This is a genomic window from Nocardia sp. NBC_00565 (assembly GCF_036345915.1).
Lineage (GTDB): Bacteria > Actinomycetota > Actinomycetes > Mycobacteriales > Mycobacteriaceae > Nocardia.
Genome location: NZ_CP107785.1, coordinates 4,093,355 through 4,110,438, shown reverse-complemented (window position 1 = coordinate 4,110,438; position 17,084 = coordinate 4,093,355). Strand labels below are relative to the sequence as shown.

Here is a 17,084-nt window from a genome sequence, read left to right as displayed (position 1 = left end):
GGTGCCATTGGCCAACCTACTCCGCCGTGTGCGGGAATCGCTTGTGAAATGCTCTACGCGAAGAGCGTCAGCTGCGTGTCGTTCGGCAGCGGTGTCGAGACCGCGGTCTCGGGCTCGGGGGTGTGCTCGCGGGTGAGGCCGTGCTGCTGGAGCAGTGGCTGCACCCGCTCGCGTAACCAGGACGCGTATTCCGGCGTCACATATGCGCCGCGACCGTATAGCTGGCGGTAGCGGCGCACCAGCGCCGGATGCGTCGCGGCCAGCCAACTGAGGAACCAGCCGCGAGTGGCGCCGCGCAGATGCATCGGGAAGGCGACCACGGAGACCGCCCCCGCCTCGGCGATCGCGCCGAAGAGTGCGTTGAGGTGGGCACGACCGTCGGTGAGATACGGAATCACCGGCGCGACCATGACATTCACGTCGAACCCGGCATCGGACAGCGCGCGCACCAGCTCCAGCCGCGCCTTCGGCGATGGGGTACCCGATTCCAGGCCGTGGTGCAGATCCAGGTCCAGGATCGCGATCGAGACGGCGATGCTGACCCGGACCTCGCGGGCCGCCGCCGTCAGCAGTGGCAGATCCCGGTGCAGCAGCGTGCCCTTGGTGAGAATGGAGAATGGCGTGCCGGCATCGGTCAGCGCGCGAATGATGCCGGGCATCAACCGATATCGGCCCTCGGCCCGTTGATACGGATCGGTATTGGTGCCGAGTGCGACCGGTTCCCGATGCCAGGAACGCCGGCCGAGTTCTTTGCGCAGCACCGCGGCGATATTGGTCTTCACCACGATCTGCGAATCGAAATCCCGGCCCGCGTCCAGATCCAGATACTCGTGGGTGGGGCGCGCGAAACAGTAGCGGCAGGCGTGCGAACAACCGCGCATCGGATTGATCGTCCAATGGAACGGCAGGTTCGAGGCCTCCGGCATCTTGTTCAGCGCGCTCTTGCACAACACCTCGTGGAACGTGATGCCCTCGAACTCGGGGGTTTGTACGGTGCGCACGAAACCCGCCCGGCCGAGGCCGGGGAGGGCGCCGTCATCGGCATCCAGGGTTTGGCTTTGCCACCGCACCCCATCAGTCGAACATGTGTTCTAATCGGTGTCAAGCGATCTGTCGGGCGTCGGGGGCGGTGAGCTGTTTCGGGTCGGTGAAGAAGGTCACCAGATCGCGCACGGTGTCGTCGATCGGCCGTGGCTGGTAGCCGATTTCGCGTTCGGCCTTGCCGTGATCCACGACGGGCGCGGAGACCAGCGCGCCGAGCGCGGCCTTCGAGACGATATCGGTCTTGAAGAGTTTGCCGATCGGCTCCAGCACCGGAATCAGGCCGTGGACGACCTTGGGGGAGATCGAGAACTTCGGCCCCTTCTTGCCGCCGTGCGCCGCCGCCGTGCGACAGAGATCGAGCATGGAGATCATCGAACCGCCGAGCAGGTAGTTCTCGCCGGTCCGGCCGCGCTCCGAGGCCAGGATCAGGCCCTTGGCGACATCGCGTACGTCGACCAGATCGAAGCCGCCGCCGATCATCGCGGGCACCCGGCCGCGGGCTGCGTCCTTGAGTGTGCGGTTGATCCTGGACAGCGGGGTGCTGTAGTCGAGCGGGCCGAAGACGCCGGTGGGATTGCAGATCACCGCGTCCAGGCCCTTTTCGATCACCTTGCGCAGTTCGAGCTCGCCCGCCCATTTGGAGCGGTCGTAGACGGGCAGGCTCGGATCGGTCGAGCGCGCCGAGGCCTCATCGATGCGGCCGCCGCAGGTGTACTGGTTGAAGGCGTGGATGGAGCTGGCGTGCACCATCCGGCGCACGCCGAGATCGAGCGCGGCCTCGGCGACGACCCGGACGCCCTCGGTATTGACCTTCCAGGCGAGGTCGTGCTGGTCGGCCAGGGTGATCACGGCGACCAGGTGGTAGATGACCTCCGCTCCGGCGAGCGCGGCGCGCATGGATTCGGGATCGAGCACGTTGCCGGTGACCCAGGTGATGTTCGGGTCGGTCTGCTCGTCCGGAACAACGCGGTCGATTGCGACGACCTCGTGTCCTCCTTTGACCAGCAGGCGGAGCAGATTCGTGCCAAGGTACCCGGCTGCGCCGGTCACTGCGACCTTCATGTGATCGAGAATATAGAACTTGTTCTAATTTGCAACACGTTCCAGTTCCTTTCCTGGGCCGCGTTGGGCTCGAAAGTTGCCGGTGGGGTCGGCTATATTGGGCGCAACCGCAGCGGCGCTGGTACCAGCCGTAGCGACTGTTCGCAGGTCGCTCGAAAGGAATCGACAGTTGCGCAGGGGCCCGATCGCAGCCGAGCTGCCGTTGTGGGCAGGGAGTAGATGTTGATCGACGCTATGAGTACTGAACTGCAGTTCACGATGATTTGGGGGGTGCAACTCGATGGCTGATCTCTCGGTGGAGACCGATGCGGTCCGGGCGTTCGCGACGACGAATGGCGCTGTCGCGAGTGAGATCGCGGGCGCGGGCAATTTCGATGCGATACAGAACGTTGCCGCGCTCACGCCGGTATTCGGTTTGATCGGCGTCGACTATCTGGTGGCCTTCGCCGCGGCCCAAGTATTGCAGGCCAAGGACATCAACGATCTCTCGGCCAAGTACGACAAGCTGTCGAAGTCCGCGTTCACCGCGGCCGGTGCGTTCGACACCACCGACTCCAGCAACGCCGGCGTGCTGAGCGCGATCACCGACCAGGTCGGAGGCGGGGCATGAAGCCGATGGATACCGGCGTGATCGCACCCGACGGCCAGAGTGTGGCGATCGAAGAGGCCGTCATCGCGGCGCAGAACACCGCGGTCGACGCGCTGCAGAACGTGGCGAATCAGGGTCTGTCCGATTTGTCCCTGCCGCAGTTGCCCGCGGATCTGCCGCCTATCGAGGCGCCGGAGTTCGTATTGGCGCGCAAGATCACCGAGGAGTCGCCGCAACTGGGCACGATGCCCGGGGGGATGCCCGGGCTGAACGGCAATTCGACGCCCGATGCCGGTGCCATTCTCTCCGGTGCGGTGCCGCAGGACGTGTCGCAGATGCTCACCGACGCCAATACCGCGATCAGCCATGCGGCGGCACCGGTGGCGCAGGCGGCGCAGAGTGTGGCGCAGCACGCGCAGAGTGCGTTGAGCGGTGCGCTCGGCGGATCGAGCACCCAGACCGCGGCGGCGGTGCCGGATGTGACCACCGATCCGGTCTCGGCACTGATGCAGGGCCTGTCGATTCCTGGCATTCCGGGCATCGACACGCTGTTCCAGCCGATCCTGCAGCTGCTCAGCAGCTTCGGTACCGGCGTCATCGGCGCCTTCGACCCGACCGCGATTCTCAGCCAGTCGTCCAAGGTCATCGAGGCCGCGGTGAGCGTCGGCAAGGGTGGCCTGCAGACCGTCGAGCAACTCTGGGAGGGCCAGTCTTCCCGCGAAGCGCAGGCCGCGAGCAAGACGGCCGAGACCCAGGGGCAGGACACCAGCCAGCGCGGTATCGACATCTCCGAACTCACCCAGCGCGCCGCCGCGGTGGTGCAGCAGGGCAACGCGCAGCTGCTCGGGATCGCCAGCTCCTTCGCCACGCAGGCCACCGCCATGGTGCCGGTCGCGCTCACCCCGCCCGGACAGGCCGTGCTGATCGCGTCGGCCACCGAGCATCTGGGCCAAGCCGTGACGGTCGCCAATGCCACCCGCGGTGATCTGGCCGGAAAGACGGCCGAGCTGACCGGTTTGGTGAACCAACTGCTCGGGACCAGTGGACTGCCCGCGCCGCAGGAGGTCGCGCAGGCGGTCATGCAGAATATCGGCGAGCCGATCCTCGAGCAGGCGCAGTCGGCCGCGTCGGATGCCTCGACCAACGCCGCCGGCCTGTTGGACGGATCGAGCACCTCCGGTTCGCCGAGCACATCCACCACCACGGCATCGATGAACTCCGGACACACCAGCACGGGATCCCCCGGCATCACGGGCATGTCGGGCGGTTCCGGTTCGCTGGGCAGCACCGGTTCACCGTCGACGCAGAAGGTGACCGGCACGCCGGGCAGCTCAGTGTCGCCCATCAGCCGAATCACGGGCATGTCCGGCACATCCTTCGGCACCGGTACGTCGACCAGCGCCGCCGGCAACTCCTTCATGGGCGGCAGCCCCGGTGCCACCGGCCAACGCGGCGGCGGCGACGACGAACACTCGCGCAACGTAGAGCCGTACCAGAGCCGCACCGGCAACGACGACCTCACCGGCCCGCTCGGCGAATCCACCCCGGACGTCATCGGCGCGACCCACCCCGATGAACTGGTCAGCTCGGACTACGAACAGGACCAGTTCTAACCGAACCGCCACAGTGTCCCCGCCCGGTTCCTGCTGGGTGGGGACACTGTCATTTCGCGGAATCGAACGCCAGCGACCCTCGCCCAAGGGGTACTGGCGTTGTGGAGCTGAGGATTCAGTGGTCCTGGACGAAGGCGTCGAGGAGTTTGCGGTAGAGGTCGGTGAAGCGATTGCGGTTGGCCTGTTGGTCGGGGGTCAGGCCGTCGGTGGCGTCCGGGGCGTACATGAGTACGTGTACGTCCTGGTCGGGTGGGGCGGGCATGAGATCGATGATCTGGGTGCCTTTATCGGTGTCGGTGGGCATGCCGAGATCGAGGGCGGCGAGTGATTTGGTTTCTGCCAGTGCGGTATTCAGGACATCGGTGGGGATGGTGCCGCTGAGGCGTTGCGGTGGAACGTCTGCGGCGCGGGTGGTCGCGGCGGCGTCGGGCTGCTTGATCGCGTGGCCGTCGGCGTAGATCTGGAGCATCGGGCGCAGGTCGACTCGTTCGGACCAGCCGCCCGGGATGGTGGTCAGCGTCAGCAGCGCGGTGGCGGGCAGGGGTGCGGGTGGTGGTGCGTCGGTGGCCGGTTGGGCCGAGGCGATGCCCCAGCTACCAGCGAGGGCCACGACGAGCAACAATAACGCCGACTTCGTTCTGCGCATGAAATCCCCATCTATGGTGTGTCACAGGCCAACTGCTCTCGATAACCGAATCGAGTGCTCTTGATCATCGCAGCGCGCGGACCCGAATCGCGGTCCGCACGCCGTGGTGTCGCCCGATATCTTATCGATCAGCGCAGTCCCGACGGGTTGTTCAGGTCGGTGGCGGAATATGTGTCGCATGCCTGCACCTGGCCGGTCTTGTAGCCGGTGAGGAACCATTTCTGGCGTTGGTCCGAGGAGCCGTGTGTCCAGGCCTCAGGGTTGACCCGGCCTTGGGCGGCGCGCTGGATGCGGTCGTCGCCGACGGCGGAGGCGGCGGAGAGGGCGTCGCGGATGTCGTTGTCGGACAGGGGCCTCAGGAAGGGCTGGGTGCTGCCGGGGGCGTTCTGGTTATCGGCGAAGTGGGCCCAGATGCCCGCGTAGCAGTCGGCCTGCAGCTCGGTACGGACCGCGCCGGATTCGGGACCGCGCGGATCACGCTGGGCCCGGCCGATATCGCCGAGCAGGTTCTGGATGTGGTGGCCGATCTCGTGTGCCACCACATACTCCTGGGCGAGCGGGCCGCCGCTGGAACCGAAGCGGTCCACCAGTTCCTGGAAGAAGCTGGTGTCGAAGTAGGCGGTCCGGTCGGCTGGGCAGTAGAACGGGCCGACCGCGGTGGTCGCGTTGCCGCAGCCGGTCGAGACCGCGCCGGAGAACAGCACCAGCTTCGGCTTCGCATATTTCTTGCCGGTCTGATCCGGCAGCTGCGTCGCCCAGACCGCGTCGAGGCTCTGTGCTGTGAGCACTACCCGGCAGTCGACATACTTGTTGGCGTCCGCACTGGTCTTACAGTGCGCGGGGGTGCCCGCGGTACCCGGCTGCACCTGGCTGTTCTCGGTACCGTTCAACTGACCGAGCAGTGACCCGGGATCGCCACCGAACAACAACCCGAGCACCAGCAGGATCAGACCACCCGCGCCACCGCCGAGGGCCAGCTTGCCGCCCATCCCTGGTCCACCACCGGAAGAAGCTCGATCCGGGTCGATCTGGAGCCCTTCGTTGAAGGTCATTCGTCGTCGCTTTCTCGTGGTCCGAACGCCTCGGTCATACCCTGCTGATACAGCTTCGCACGGGTGGCGGCGATATCGGTTTCCACTTGGGGAATGTGTCTCACTACGATGGATGCGCACCGGGTCGCCCTTCCGGTGTCACATTCGTCGAAAGGAATCCCGTGCTGCGCACCCACTTGGCTGGTTCGCTGCGAAGCGAGCACGCCGGTCAGACCGTCACCCTCACCGGCTGGGTGGCCCGGCGTCGTGACCACGGTGGCGTGATCTTCATCGATCTGCGCGATGCGTCGGGTGTGGCGCAGGCGGTGTTCCGCGAGGGCGAGCCCGCCGAGCAGGCGCACAAGCTGCGCGCCGAATACTGCGTGCTGGTCACCGGTGTGGTCGAGCTGCGGCCGGACGGCAACGAGAACCCGGAACTGCCGACCGGCACCATCGAGGTCAACGTCACCCACCTCGAGGTGCTCAACGAGAGCGCCCCGCTGCCGTTCCAGCTCGATGAGCAGCCCGGCGACGAGGCGCGTCTGAAGTACCGCTATCTCGACCTGCGCCGCGAAGCACCGGGTAAGGCGATCCGGCTGCGGTCCAAGGTCAACGCGGCCGCCCGCGCGGTGCTGGCGAATCACGAGTTCGTCGAGGTCGAGACCCCGACGATGACCCGCTCGACGCCGGAGGGCGCCCGCGACTTCCTGGTGCCCGCGCGCCTGCAGCCGGGCAGTTTCTACGCACTGCCGCAGAGCCCCCAGCTGTTCAAGCAGTTGCTGATGGTCGCCGGAGTCGAGCGCTACTACCAGATCGCGCGCTGCTACCGCGACGAGGATTTCCGCGCCGACCGCCAGCCCGAATTCACCCAGCTCGACCTGGAGATGAGCTTCGTGCGCCAGGAGGACGTGATCCTGGTCGCCGAGGAGATCCTCGAGGCGCTGTGGAAGCTGGTCGGTCACGAGATCCCGTTCCCGATCCCGCATATGACCTACGCCGAGGCGATGCGTCGCTTCGGTAGCGATAAGCCGGACCTGCGCTTCGGTGTCGAGATCACCGAATGCGCCGAGTACTTCGTGGATACCCCGTTCCGGGTTTTCCAGGCGGAGTACGTGGGTGCGGTCGTGATGCCGGGCGGCGCGAGCCAGCCGCGGCGTCAGCTCGACGCCTGGCAGGAATGGGCCAAGCAGCGCGGCGCCAAGGGCCTGGCCTATGTGCTGGTGCAAGAGGACGGCACGCTCGGCGGTCCGGTCGCCAAGAACCTCAGCGACTCCGAGCGCGAGGGCCTGGCCAAGCATGTCGGCGCGGAGCCCGGTGACTGTGTGTTCTTCGCCGCCGGTCCCGCCAAGGCGCAACGCGCCCTGCTCGGCGCGGCGCGCGGTGAGATCGCGCGCAAATGCGGTCTGATCGATGAGAACGCGTGGGCGTTCGTATGGATCGTGGACGCGCCGATGTTCGAGCCCACCGCCGATGCGACCGCGAGTGGTGATGTGGCACTTGGTTATTCGGCGTGGACGGCGGTGCACCACGCGTTCACCTCGCCCAAGCCGGAATCGCTGGACACCTTCGACACCGACCCGGGTTCGGCCCTGGCCTACGCCTACGACATCGTCTGCAACGGCAACGAGATCGGCGGCGGCAGCATCCGTATCCATCGCCGCGATGTGCAGGAGCGCGTCTTCAAGGTGATGGGCATCGGACACGACGAGGCCCAGGAGAAGTTCGGCTTTCTGCTCGACGCGTTCTCCTACGGCGCGCCGCCGCACGGCGGTATCGCGTTCGGCTGGGACCGGATCACCGCGCTGCTGGCCGGGATGGATTCGATCCGCGAGGTCATCGCGTTCCCGAAGACCGGTGGCGGCGTCGACCCGCTGACCGACGCGCCCGCGCCGATCACCGCGCAGCAGCGCAAGGAAGCCGGGTTGGACTTCAAGCCGGAGAAGAAGAAGGACGGCGAGGGCTCCGCGGAGTAGCTTTTCGCCGACCACGGCGCGCGCCATATTGCGGAATAGCGGCGCGACCGCTCGAACGGTACTTTCTGGTCAGTCTCACCGACGCTGACCACGAGGGGATCCGTTGCTGCATTTGCGCATGATCAGCCCGGCCGAAACGACCGACAAGGTCATGACGGTACTGAGCGCCGACCCCGGGGTCACCCATGTGACCTTGGCGCGAGGTGTGGCCGTCGAGCCCGCCGGGGACCTGATCCAGGCCGATGTCGCGCGTGAGGCCGCCAACGATGTGCTTGCCGACCTGACCTCGCTCGGTATCAAGCACACCGGTGGCATCACTCTCGGGCCGGTCGAGACGGTGCTCTCCGATGCGGGCGAGCGGGCGATCGAAGAGGCGCCCGGCGACCCGACGGACGCGGTGGTGTGGGAGGAGTTGCTCGCACAGACGCACGAGGAGTCCTCGCTCACCCTGACCTTCGTTGCCTTCCTCACCATCGCCTGCCTGCTCGCCGCCGTCGGGGTGGCCACCGACTCGCCGGTGACGATCGTCGGCGCGATGGTGGTCGGGCCGGAATTCGGACCGCTGGCAGCCTTTTCGGTGGGTCTGTGGCGGCGCGATTTCCAGCTCGCCCGCAGGTCGGCGATTGCGTTGGTGGTGGCGTTTCCGGTGGCGATGATCGTCACGCTGTTGGCGACGCTGCTGTGGAAGCAGTTCGGGTGGATCACGGTGACCGATGTGGAAACCGTTCAGAATGTCGACTTCATCTACGAGGTTGGGCCGTTCTCACTGGTGGTCGCGCTGCTGGCGGGTGCGGCGGGCATGCTGGCGGTGGTCACCGCGAAGTCCGCCGCTCTGGTCGGGGTGTTCATCTCGGTGACGACCGTGCCCGCGGCTGGATTCGCGGTTATCGCGGCGACTTTGGGGGAGTGGGATATCGCGTTCAAGTCGGCCGGACAGCTCGCGGTGAATCTGGCGGGCATCGTGGTGGCGGGGCTGCTCGTGTTGGCGTTGCGCCCTCGCGCCGGGAGCGAGGGCGGGCCGATCGCACGTTTCAAGAAGTGGATGTGGATCCGGTCACTGCCATCGAAGTGACCGCGAATTCTGTTGCGGGGCCGGGTTTCCGGGGTGGTGCTAGACGGATACGGTGCCGCCGGTCAGTGCCCGGTAGGCGTAGGTTACCGCGATCGTGCACACCGGTCCGGCGACCAGTAGTCCGAAGCCGCACAGCAGTGCGCCGACGAAAGTGATCACCAGCACCGCGAGGGCGAGCAGCAGCACTTGCCCGATATTGCCGATGACCAGCGTCGCGCTGGACTTGATCGCGGTGAACGGGCCTTGTTCCTGATCGACGACGAAATGCAGTGCGAACATGCACAGGAATCCGGCGATGAGGCCGGGGATGAAGCACAGCGCCGCGCCGATCCAGGTGAGCGCGAAAGCGAGCAGGGCGGTCAACAGGACATTGCCCGCGTTCACGAAGTGGAAGTAGGACGCGAAAGTCGGTTTGTTGCCGTCGGTTTCATACAGCGCGCCGCGGATCATGGCGGCCTGCAGCAGCCAGATCGCGACCATCACCGCCAGGAAGATCAGCAGCAGGCTGAACAGCGAATTCGGTTCGACGACCCGGATGACGAGCACGAAGCCGAGATAGATGATCACCCCGACCGCGGTGACGGCCAGCCACGGGCCGATGTTCGCGCGGAACTTCTCCCAGCCGTAGCTCAGTGCGTTGCCGACGTCCAGGCTCATCGGGACGCCGGGGGCGGACTGGTACCCATAGGTCGGTTGGCCGGGTTGGTAGCCGGGTGGGGGCACCGCTCCGGGGGGAGGCATGCCGCCGGGGGGTACTGCCCCGGGTTGCATCGCGCCGGGCGGTGCCGCGCCGGGAGGCGTCCCGGGTTGCATCGCTCCCGGGTGCGGTGCCATCGCACCGGGCGGTGGCGCGTACCCGAGCGGTGGCGCCATCGGCCCGGTTCCCGGCGGACCGTAGCTCGGCTGACCGGTTGCCGCGGGCGACGGGGTGCCGACCGGCGGTGGCGGCTCCACGGGTTCACTGCCGTACTGCGCCGCACCGGGCCCCTCGAACTGTGGGTAGCCGGCGGTTCCGGCCATCTCGTGCCTGCCCGGTCCGACACCCGGTTCCTTCGGCTGCGGGTCTGGACTTTCGTGCTGGCCGGGACGCGCCGCGAACTGTTCGCCACCGCCCTCCTCGGGCGCGCCGCCGGTTCGTTCGGGCGCGCCGCCGGTTTGTTCGGGCGCGCCGCCGGTTTGTTCGGGCGCGCCGCCGGTTTGTTCGGGCGCGCCGCCGGTTTGTTCGGGCAAGCCAGCTGGTTCGTTCGGCTTGGGCGACGGTGTGTCGGTCATTGTCTGCAGACCTTTCGACGCAACTGGTTTGCGGTGTGGCGCACGGCAGTTGACGATGAGAAAACCGGACGGGTGCAATGGTGTCAAGCGAGCAGCGCCTGTTCCGCAACCTTGATGCAGACACGCCGAGCGACGCGGAAAGGTTGTGTAACCGCTCGCTAGAAGTGACCCGGTGCGAGTAGCTTGATTAGCGATGACCGCACTATTGGCCGAACGCGCCGCCGAAGTCGTGTCCGCAGCACAGCAGTTGCTCACAAAGCGAATGGGTGCTCCGGTAAAGCTGAGCGATCCGATGGAACTCAGCGGTAGTGGTAGGACGACGGTCCTACGCGTGCGCGTTTCAGAGAACGCCTTCTCCCTACCCCGGACGCTCATCGTCAAGCAGGTCCGCGGATCTGCGGCGGACCGCACGACGGGTGGTCTCGCGCCCGGCGTCGCCAGCATTGATTCGGCGTTTCTTCGCGAGGCGGTGTCGTATCAGTTCACCACCGCGTTGAGTCGCGAACACCGGCCCGGCGCTTACCTGATCGCACACAGCCTGCCCGACCGGTTGCTGGTCCTGAGCGATCTCGGTGACATCTCCCGGATGACGCAGGTGCTGCAATCCGGGGCGGAACCGGTGACCCGCAACGGGCTGATGGCCTTCGCGCAGGCGCTTGGCCGGATGCACGCGGCGACCGTTGGGCGGGAGGCGGATTTCGTCGCCCTGCTTCGCCGGGTGGATGTGGTGCACCGGGTCGACGGCATCGCGCAACAGGCCGAGGCCGCGATCTCCGAGGTGCCGGGCATGCTGCAGCGTGAGCTCGGTATCGAGGTGCCCGGCGAGATCGCCGAACGCATCGTCCGAGGGAATCGACTGTTCTCCGCCGGGCGCTCCCGCGCGTTCAGCCCGTCGGATCTCTGCCCCGACAACGTGATCCTCAATGAGGAAGGCGCGCGCTTCCTCGACTACGAATGGGGTGGCTTCCGCGACGCGACCCTCGACATCGCCTACGCACTGGTGTCCTTCCCCGGCTGCCTGTGTGACTTCGAACTGTCCCGCGAACGCGCACAGCAGATGGTGGAGGCGTGGCGCTCGGAGGTCGTGGGCGTGTGGCCCGCACTCGCCGATGACACAGTGCTCGCCGAGCGGATCCTCGAGGCCCGCCTCATCTGGGTATGGCTGACCACCTACTGGTTCCTGCCCGCCGACCACACCCGCATCGCCTCCGCACGCGAACACGGTCTGTCGGTGCCGCGTTCGGAAGCCCTGATCAACCGCTGGGCGGCACTCGCCGAGGATGCGCGGTGCACCGGCGACGACGCGGTCGGGGATTTTGCCGAGGATGTGTCGGCGATGCTGGAAGAGCGCTGGGGGGAGTAGGTTTCGCCCGGGGCCGGGTTCCGGGGGCCTGAGGATTGGGGGAGGAGTAGGTATATCGCCTGTGCCAGCCCCGAGTACGCGCGGCCCGAGTTCGCTGCCCGTCGGTCGTCCCCACACCCTTCGTGGTGGCTGCACACGCGGTATACGCGCCGTGCGGGTACGACAAGGGTGTGCGGGGGGACGCCGAGGGAGGGGCGGGGGTTCAGGTTTCCGGGGTGAGGGCGGCTAGGCGGGATTCGAGATGGGTTCGCTCTATGGTGTTTTCGGTTAGGAGCAGGGCGGATTCGTAGGCCAGGGCGGCTTCGGCGGTGCGGCCGAGTTGGGCCAGGAATGCGGCACGGGAGGCTTCCAGATAGCCGTAGGTCGCCAGGGCGGGTTCGTTCGCGAGGGCGTCGAGCAGGGCCAGGCCGCGGGCGGGGCTACCGGAAAGGCCCACTGCTACTGCGTAATTGAGGCGCACTACCGGGGATGGCCAGATGCGGAGCAAAAGTACATACAGGCCGGTGATTTCGCGCCAGTCGGTGTGTTCCCACGATGGGGCCTCGTCGTGGACGGCGGCGATCGCGGCCTGCAGCGTATATCGATCGGTGTGGGGGAGAGCGGTTTTCACCAGGGCGATGCCCTCGGCGATGGCCGCTCGATCCCAGCGGGTGCGGTCTTGGTGCTCGAGGACACAGAGGCGGCCCTCGGCATCCACGCGGGCGGCACGGCGGGCGTCGGTGAGCAGGATCAGTGCGAGCAGGCCGGTCACGGATGGGTCGTCGGGGACGAGCGTGTGCATCATGCGGGCGACCTGAAGTGCTCGCTCGACGAGATCGGGACGGACCAGCGCATCGCCGGAGGGAGCCGTGTGCCCGGTGGTGAACAGGAGATGGATGACCGCGCAGATGGCGTCGAGTCGTTCGGGGAGTTCGCGGACCGAGGGCACCCGGTAGGGGATGCGCGCCACGGCGATCTTCTTCTTGGCGCGGGTGATTCGGGCCGCCATGGCCGATTCGCTGGTGAGGAACGCGCGGGCGACCTCGGCGGTGGTGACGCCGCAGACCAGGCGCAGGGTGAGCGCCACCTGGGCCTCGCGGGCGAGGGCGGGGTGGCAGCAGGTGCTGATCAAGCGCAACCGGTCGTCGGGGATCGCGGCTGCCGAATCCAGTTCCGCAAGTGCGAGATCGGCGGTGTCGTCGTCGGTCCGGTCGGTGATCAGGCTGGGGAGTGTGCGTCGCATGGTGGAGTTGCGGCGCAGCAGATCGAGGCCGCGGCGTCGGGCGACGGTGGTGAGCCAGGCGCCGGGCTTGGCGGGGACGCCGTGCTGCGACCACTCGGTGAGCGCTCGCGCGTAGGCGTCCTGCACGCACTCCTCCGCGAGGTCGAAGTCGCGGACGAGCCGCACCGTCGCGGCGAGCACGAAGGCCCATTCGCGACGGTGCGCCTGCTCGACGGCCGCGGCGGCACGGTCGGCCGCATCGGTGTCGATCGACATCGATCTAGTCGAACGTCATGATCGGCCGCACCTCGACGCCGCCGAACCGGGCGGGCACCTGCTTGGCGAGTGCGATCGCGGCGTCGAGATCGGCGGCCTCGATCAGGTAGTAGCCGCCGAGCGCCTCCTTGGCCTCGGCGAACGGCGCGTCGGTCACGGTGAACTCGCCGCTGTCCTGCTGGCGGATCGAGGTGGCGGTCGGTGTCGGCTGCAGTGCGTTGCCGCCCTGCAGCGCATTGCCCGCGATCTCCTGGAAGGTCGTGTGCGCCTGGTAGACCTCGCCCATGACCTGCTCCGATGCGGCCGCGTACGCACTCTCGTCCTCGTAGATCAGTACCAAATACTGGCTCATGATCTCGCTCCTTCGGTTCCTTCGACCCGCCGATCGGGCCGTCGTATTCGTTCCGACGAGCGACCCCGTCGGAAATCGACAACCTTTCGCGAGAAATTCTGCTCCTGGATTCGCCCGGAGTCCCGGAAGTCCCCATCCCGGCTCGATCGTGACCCATGGTGGCAAGGCCCGACGCACCCGCCGGACTCCATCCGGCCGACACCAGGGAACGTGGTCCTTCAGTCCGCCCGATCTCAGCTCGATGGTGCCGCCGAGGTGGACGAGACCGAAGTGGGAGTCAGGCCACCGGGCCCGGGCGGGGTTCGAGGCGGCCGCCCGGGTGGACGGCGAGTGAGGTGCCGTGGTGGACGGGGGTATCGGGGTCGGTGACGTCGGTCAGGTAGAACCAGTCCATTTGGGCTTGGGCAGGGGTGATTTCCAGGACGCCGTAGCCGTGGGATTCCATTTCGACGTAGCGCAGGTGGCGGTTGACGGCCTTGATGGATTCCTCGATGGGGACGGCGACGGTGCGCGGGGGTGCCTTCAGGAGTTCGCCGAGGCTGGACGAGGTGACCGACGGGACGACGAATTCGGTGCCGACGGTGGGGCCGCCGGGATAGTCCACGGGGTCGATGGGGAGGTCGGCGGCCCAGGAGGAGTGGATGTCGCCGGTGAGGAAGATGACGTCGCTGACCGGTTGGTCGGCGATCGACTGGAACAGTGTGCGGCGGTCGGCGGTGTAGCCGTCCCACTGATCGGCGTTGGCGGGTACGCCGGATCGGGGCACGCCCAGCAAGGTCGTGATGGCCTCGGTGGTGGCCGGTTCCAGCGGCGGGAACACCAAGGGGGCGATCATCACCGAATTGCCGATCAGCTTCCACTGCACCGGCGCGGACGCCAAACCGGCGGTGAGCCAATCCATTTGGGTCTTGCCGGTGATGGTGCGCGCCGGATTGTCGACCTCGCGCCAGCCTGCGACCGGCTTGACTTCCTGATCACGGTAGCTGCGTAGGTCGAGCATCGACAGCTCGGCGAGGGTGCCGAAGCGCAGCCGCCGATAGATCTGGACCTCGGCGCCCGAACTGGTCGCGCGGACCGGCATCCATTCGAGATAGGCGCGGGCCGAGGCGGCGCGGCGGGGCTGCCAGTCGCCCTGGGTGGCCGGATTGTGGTTGTTCGCACCGCCGGACCAGGCGTTGTCGGCGAATTCGTGGTCGTCCCAGGTGCAGATGAACGGCACCCGCGCGTGCAGCGCCAGCAGATCCGGATCGGTCTTGTACTGCGCGTGCCGAATTCGATAGTCGGCGAGTGTGACGATCTCGTCGGCGGGTTCGTGCGAGCGCACCGCGCCGCTGCGCACACCGTATTTGCCGCGGCCGAATTCGTAGAGGTAGTCGCCGAGATGCACGATCGCGTCGAGGTCGGTGCGGTTGGCCAGATGCCGGTAGGCGCCGAAGTATCCGGCCTCCCAATTCGCGCAGGACACCACGCCGAAACGCAGCCGCTGGACCTCCTCGGACGCGGCCGGGGCTGTGCGGGTGCGCCCGATGGATGAGTGCACGCCGAACGCGGTGAAGCGGTAGAAGTACCCGCTCCCGGGCGGCAGGTCGGTGACGTCGACCTTGACGGTGTGATCGGATTCCGCGAGGTTCGGCAAAGAATTGGGTACTCGGATCGACCTGCCCGCGCGTCCGGACTGCATCGGTGTCGGAGGCGGCCGGTACGGTCGCAATTATGAGCGAGCGCAGCGGATCGTGGCACAGCGCGGCGCGCGGGCCCGACGTGTGGGCGGCGGAGCGTCGGCGATGAGCGACGGGCTGTTCGATATGCCGGGTCACCCGACGGTCGAGCCGGATTCGCGCGGTGCGATCGAATTCCGCGGCACCGGGGCCGGTGCTCCGCTGGCAGTGCGGATGCGGCCCGCATCACTCGACGAAGTGGTCGGTCAGCAGCATCTGCTCGGTCCGGGATCACCGCTGCGGCGGTTGATCGAGGGCTCGGGTGCGGCGTCGGTGCTGTTGTACGGACCGCCGGGAACCGGGAAAACGACGCTGGCGTCGCTGATCTCGCAGGCCACCGGTCGCCGCTTCGAGGCGCTGTCGGCGTTGTCGGCCGGCGTGAAGGAAGTGCGCGCGGTCATCGATGTGGCGCGGCGGCGCCTGACCGCGGGCGAGCAGACCGTGCTGTTCATCGATGAGGTGCACCGCTTCTCCAAAACCCAGCAGGACGCGCTGCTCGCCGCGGTGGAGAACCGGATCGTGCTGCTGGTCGGCGCGACGACCGAGAACCCGTCGTTTTCGGTGGTGTCACCGTTGCTGTCACGCTCGCTGGTGCTGCAACTGCAGTCGCTGACCGACGCCGATATCCGGCAGGTGCTGCGGCGCGCGATCGAGGATCCGCGCGGTTTCGGCGGTGAATACACGGTGACCGATGCCGCGCTGGACCATATCGTGCGGATCGCGGGCGGTGACGCGCGCCGGGCGCTGACCGCGCTGGAGGCGTCGGCGGAATCCTCGCTCGACGGCACCGTGGATGTGGATCTTGTCGAGGCCAGCGTGGACAAGGCGGCCGTGCGCTACGACCGCGCGGGCGATCAGCACTACGACGTGGTGAGCGCTTTCATCAAATCCATCCGCGGTTCGGATGTCGATGCGGCCCTGCACTATTTGGCCCGGATGCTCAGCGCGGGCGAGGACCCCCGCTTCATCGCCCGCCGCCTGGTGATCTCGGCCAGCGAGGACATCGGCATGGCCGATCCGATGGCGCTGCAGACCGCGGTCGCCGCCGCGCACGTCGTGCAACTCATCGGCATGCCCGAGGCCCAGCTCACCTTGACCCACGCGACAATTCACCTGGCCACGGCCCCCAAATCCGGTGCGGTTCCGGCCGCCCTCGGCGCCGCCATGGCCGATATCTCCGCGGGTAAAGCGGGCCTCGTCCCGCCACACCTGCGCGACGGCCATTACGCCGGGGCGGCGAAGCTGGGCAACGCCCAAGGCTACAAATACCCCCACGACGACCCGGATGGCGTTCTGGCGCAACAGTATCCACCGGATGAAATCGTCGGCCGCGACTATTACACCCCCACCGACCACGGCGTCGAACGCGATATCCAACGCCGAGTCGAGAAGCTGCGCAAGATCGTCCGGGGCCGCTAGCGACTGCTTGCCGCCGGGTCAGACCAACTCCAGGTCGACCCCGTCAGCGGACTGCTTCCCGTCGCGTCCGTGGTCCAGGATTATCTCGACGACGAGGTCGAACAGTGTGGGTCCCGCGCCGCGCCGCGCTGCGGCCAGTCGCGCCCCGACGTGCTCGCGGTTCGATGGATGACAGCGCGCGAGGATGCCTTCGAGGTACTCGATCGTCGCGGATTTGCCGAGGGTGATGCGGGAGCGATCGGAATCCAGCCACCGCAGCACGAACCCGTCCTCGGGGGTGCCGAATCCGCCGCGCAGGATGTCGTTGAACGCGTCGAGATTTCCCCGCCAGCGATAATCGTCGAGCAGTTTCGAGAACTCGCGCGCGAACCCGGCGAAGTCATCGAACGCGGATCCGTCGATCACGAGCACCGGCTTCTCGATAGACGCCACCCGGCAGGTCTACCATGCGCC

At 67.2% G+C, this 17,084-nt stretch carries 15 protein-coding genes; 6 read left to right on the top strand and 9 right to left on the bottom strand.

What is annotated here, in order from left to right; genetic code table 11:
* Positions 1–53 precede the first annotated feature (53 nt).
* Both OG874_RS19680 and OG874_RS19675 read right to left on the bottom strand, forming a co-directional pair.
* Positions 54–1,070 carry an Rv2578c family radical SAM protein gene (locus OG874_RS19680; RefSeq protein ID WP_330256582.1) on the bottom strand — a complete coding sequence of 339 codons (1,017 nt, stop codon included), beginning with the start codon at positions 1,068–1,070 and terminating at the stop codon, positions 54–56.
* 31 nt (positions 1,071–1,101) lie between these two features.
* Complete coding sequence (locus OG874_RS19675) at positions 1,102–2,106, bottom strand: NAD-dependent epimerase/dehydratase family protein (RefSeq protein ID WP_330256581.1); 1,005 nt, start codon at positions 2,104–2,106, stop codon at positions 1,102–1,104.
* A 280-nt stretch (positions 2,107–2,386) separates the two neighbouring features.
* On the opposite strand from OG874_RS19675, the gene OG874_RS19670 reads away from it, so the two are divergent.
* Both OG874_RS19670 and OG874_RS19665 read left to right on the top strand, forming a co-directional pair.
* Complete coding sequence (locus OG874_RS19670; protein ID WP_330256580.1) at positions 2,387–2,716, top strand: type VII secretion target; 330 nt, start codon at positions 2,387–2,389, stop codon at positions 2,714–2,716.
* Positions 2,713–4,308, top strand: a complete 1,596-nt coding sequence (locus tag OG874_RS19665) for a hypothetical protein (protein ID WP_330256579.1) — start codon at positions 2,713–2,715, stop codon at positions 4,306–4,308. The genes OG874_RS19670 and OG874_RS19665 overlap by 4 nt, the downstream gene beginning before the upstream one ends.
* A gap of 115 nt (positions 4,309–4,423) precedes the next feature.
* On the opposite strand, the gene OG874_RS19660 is transcribed toward OG874_RS19665, so the two are convergent.
* A complete protein-coding gene (locus tag OG874_RS19660; RefSeq protein WP_330256578.1) occupies positions 4,424–4,954 on the bottom strand; it encodes a hypothetical protein in 531 nt (176 codons plus the stop codon).
* Between the two features lie 128 nt (positions 4,955–5,082).
* Positions 5,083–6,006 carry a KPN_02809 family neutral zinc metallopeptidase gene (ypfJ, locus tag OG874_RS19655; protein WP_330256577.1) on the bottom strand — a complete coding sequence of 308 codons (924 nt, stop codon included), beginning with the start codon at positions 6,004–6,006 and terminating at the stop codon, positions 5,083–5,085.
* A 161-nt stretch (positions 6,007–6,167) separates the two neighbouring features.
* Here ypfJ and aspS point away from each other — a divergent pair, with 161 nt between their 5' ends.
* Both aspS and OG874_RS19645 read left to right on the top strand, forming a co-directional pair.
* Positions 6,168–7,958, top strand: coding sequence for an aspartate--tRNA ligase (gene aspS / locus OG874_RS19650; protein WP_330256576.1), 1,791 nt, complete (start codon positions 6,168–6,170; stop codon positions 7,956–7,958).
* Positions 7,959–8,061: 103 nt separating this feature from the next.
* A complete protein-coding gene (locus OG874_RS19645) occupies positions 8,062–9,030 on the top strand; it encodes a DUF389 domain-containing protein (RefSeq protein ID WP_330256575.1) in 969 nt (322 codons plus the stop codon).
* A gap of 39 nt (positions 9,031–9,069) precedes the next feature.
* On the opposite strand, the gene OG874_RS19640 is transcribed toward OG874_RS19645, so the two are convergent.
* A complete protein-coding gene (locus OG874_RS19640) occupies positions 9,070–10,302 on the bottom strand; it encodes a hypothetical protein (protein WP_330256574.1) in 1,233 nt (410 codons plus the stop codon).
* Positions 10,303–10,495: 193 nt separating this feature from the next.
* On the opposite strand from OG874_RS19640, the gene OG874_RS19635 reads away from it, so the two are divergent.
* Positions 10,496–11,665, top strand: a complete 1,170-nt coding sequence (locus OG874_RS19635; RefSeq protein ID WP_330256573.1) for a phosphotransferase family protein — start codon at positions 10,496–10,498, stop codon at positions 11,663–11,665.
* A gap of 202 nt (positions 11,666–11,867) precedes the next feature.
* On the opposite strand, the gene OG874_RS19630 is transcribed toward OG874_RS19635, so the two are convergent.
* The 3 genes from OG874_RS19630 to OG874_RS19620 all read right to left on the bottom strand — a co-directional run bounded on the left by OG874_RS19630 (position 11,868) and on the right by OG874_RS19620 (position 15,130).
* Positions 11,868–13,142 carry an RNA polymerase sigma factor gene (locus tag OG874_RS19630; RefSeq protein ID WP_330256572.1) on the bottom strand — a complete coding sequence of 425 codons (1,275 nt, stop codon included), beginning with the start codon at positions 13,140–13,142 and terminating at the stop codon, positions 11,868–11,870.
* A 4-nt stretch (positions 13,143–13,146) separates the two neighbouring features.
* Complete coding sequence (locus OG874_RS19625; protein ID WP_330256571.1) at positions 13,147–13,494, bottom strand: YciI family protein; 348 nt, start codon at positions 13,492–13,494, stop codon at positions 13,147–13,149.
* A 277-nt stretch (positions 13,495–13,771) separates the two neighbouring features.
* The gene (locus tag OG874_RS19620; RefSeq protein WP_330256570.1) at positions 13,772–15,130 is read right to left on the bottom strand and encodes an alkaline phosphatase D family protein; all 1,359 of its coding nucleotides are present in this window, start codon (positions 15,128–15,130) and stop codon (positions 13,772–13,774) included.
* Between the two features lie 148 nt (positions 15,131–15,278).
* Between OG874_RS19620 and OG874_RS19615 the strand changes: the two genes are divergently transcribed.
* Positions 15,279–16,631 carry a replication-associated recombination protein A gene (locus OG874_RS19615; protein ID WP_330256569.1) on the top strand — a complete coding sequence of 451 codons (1,353 nt, stop codon included), beginning with the start codon at positions 15,279–15,281 and terminating at the stop codon, positions 16,629–16,631.
* An 18-nt stretch (positions 16,632–16,649) separates the two neighbouring features.
* Here OG874_RS19615 and OG874_RS19610 read toward each other — a convergent pair whose 3' ends face one another.
* Positions 16,650–17,063, bottom strand: a complete 414-nt coding sequence (locus OG874_RS19610) for a barstar family protein (protein WP_330256568.1) — start codon at positions 17,061–17,063, stop codon at positions 16,650–16,652.
* Positions 17,064–17,084 lie beyond the last annotated feature (21 nt).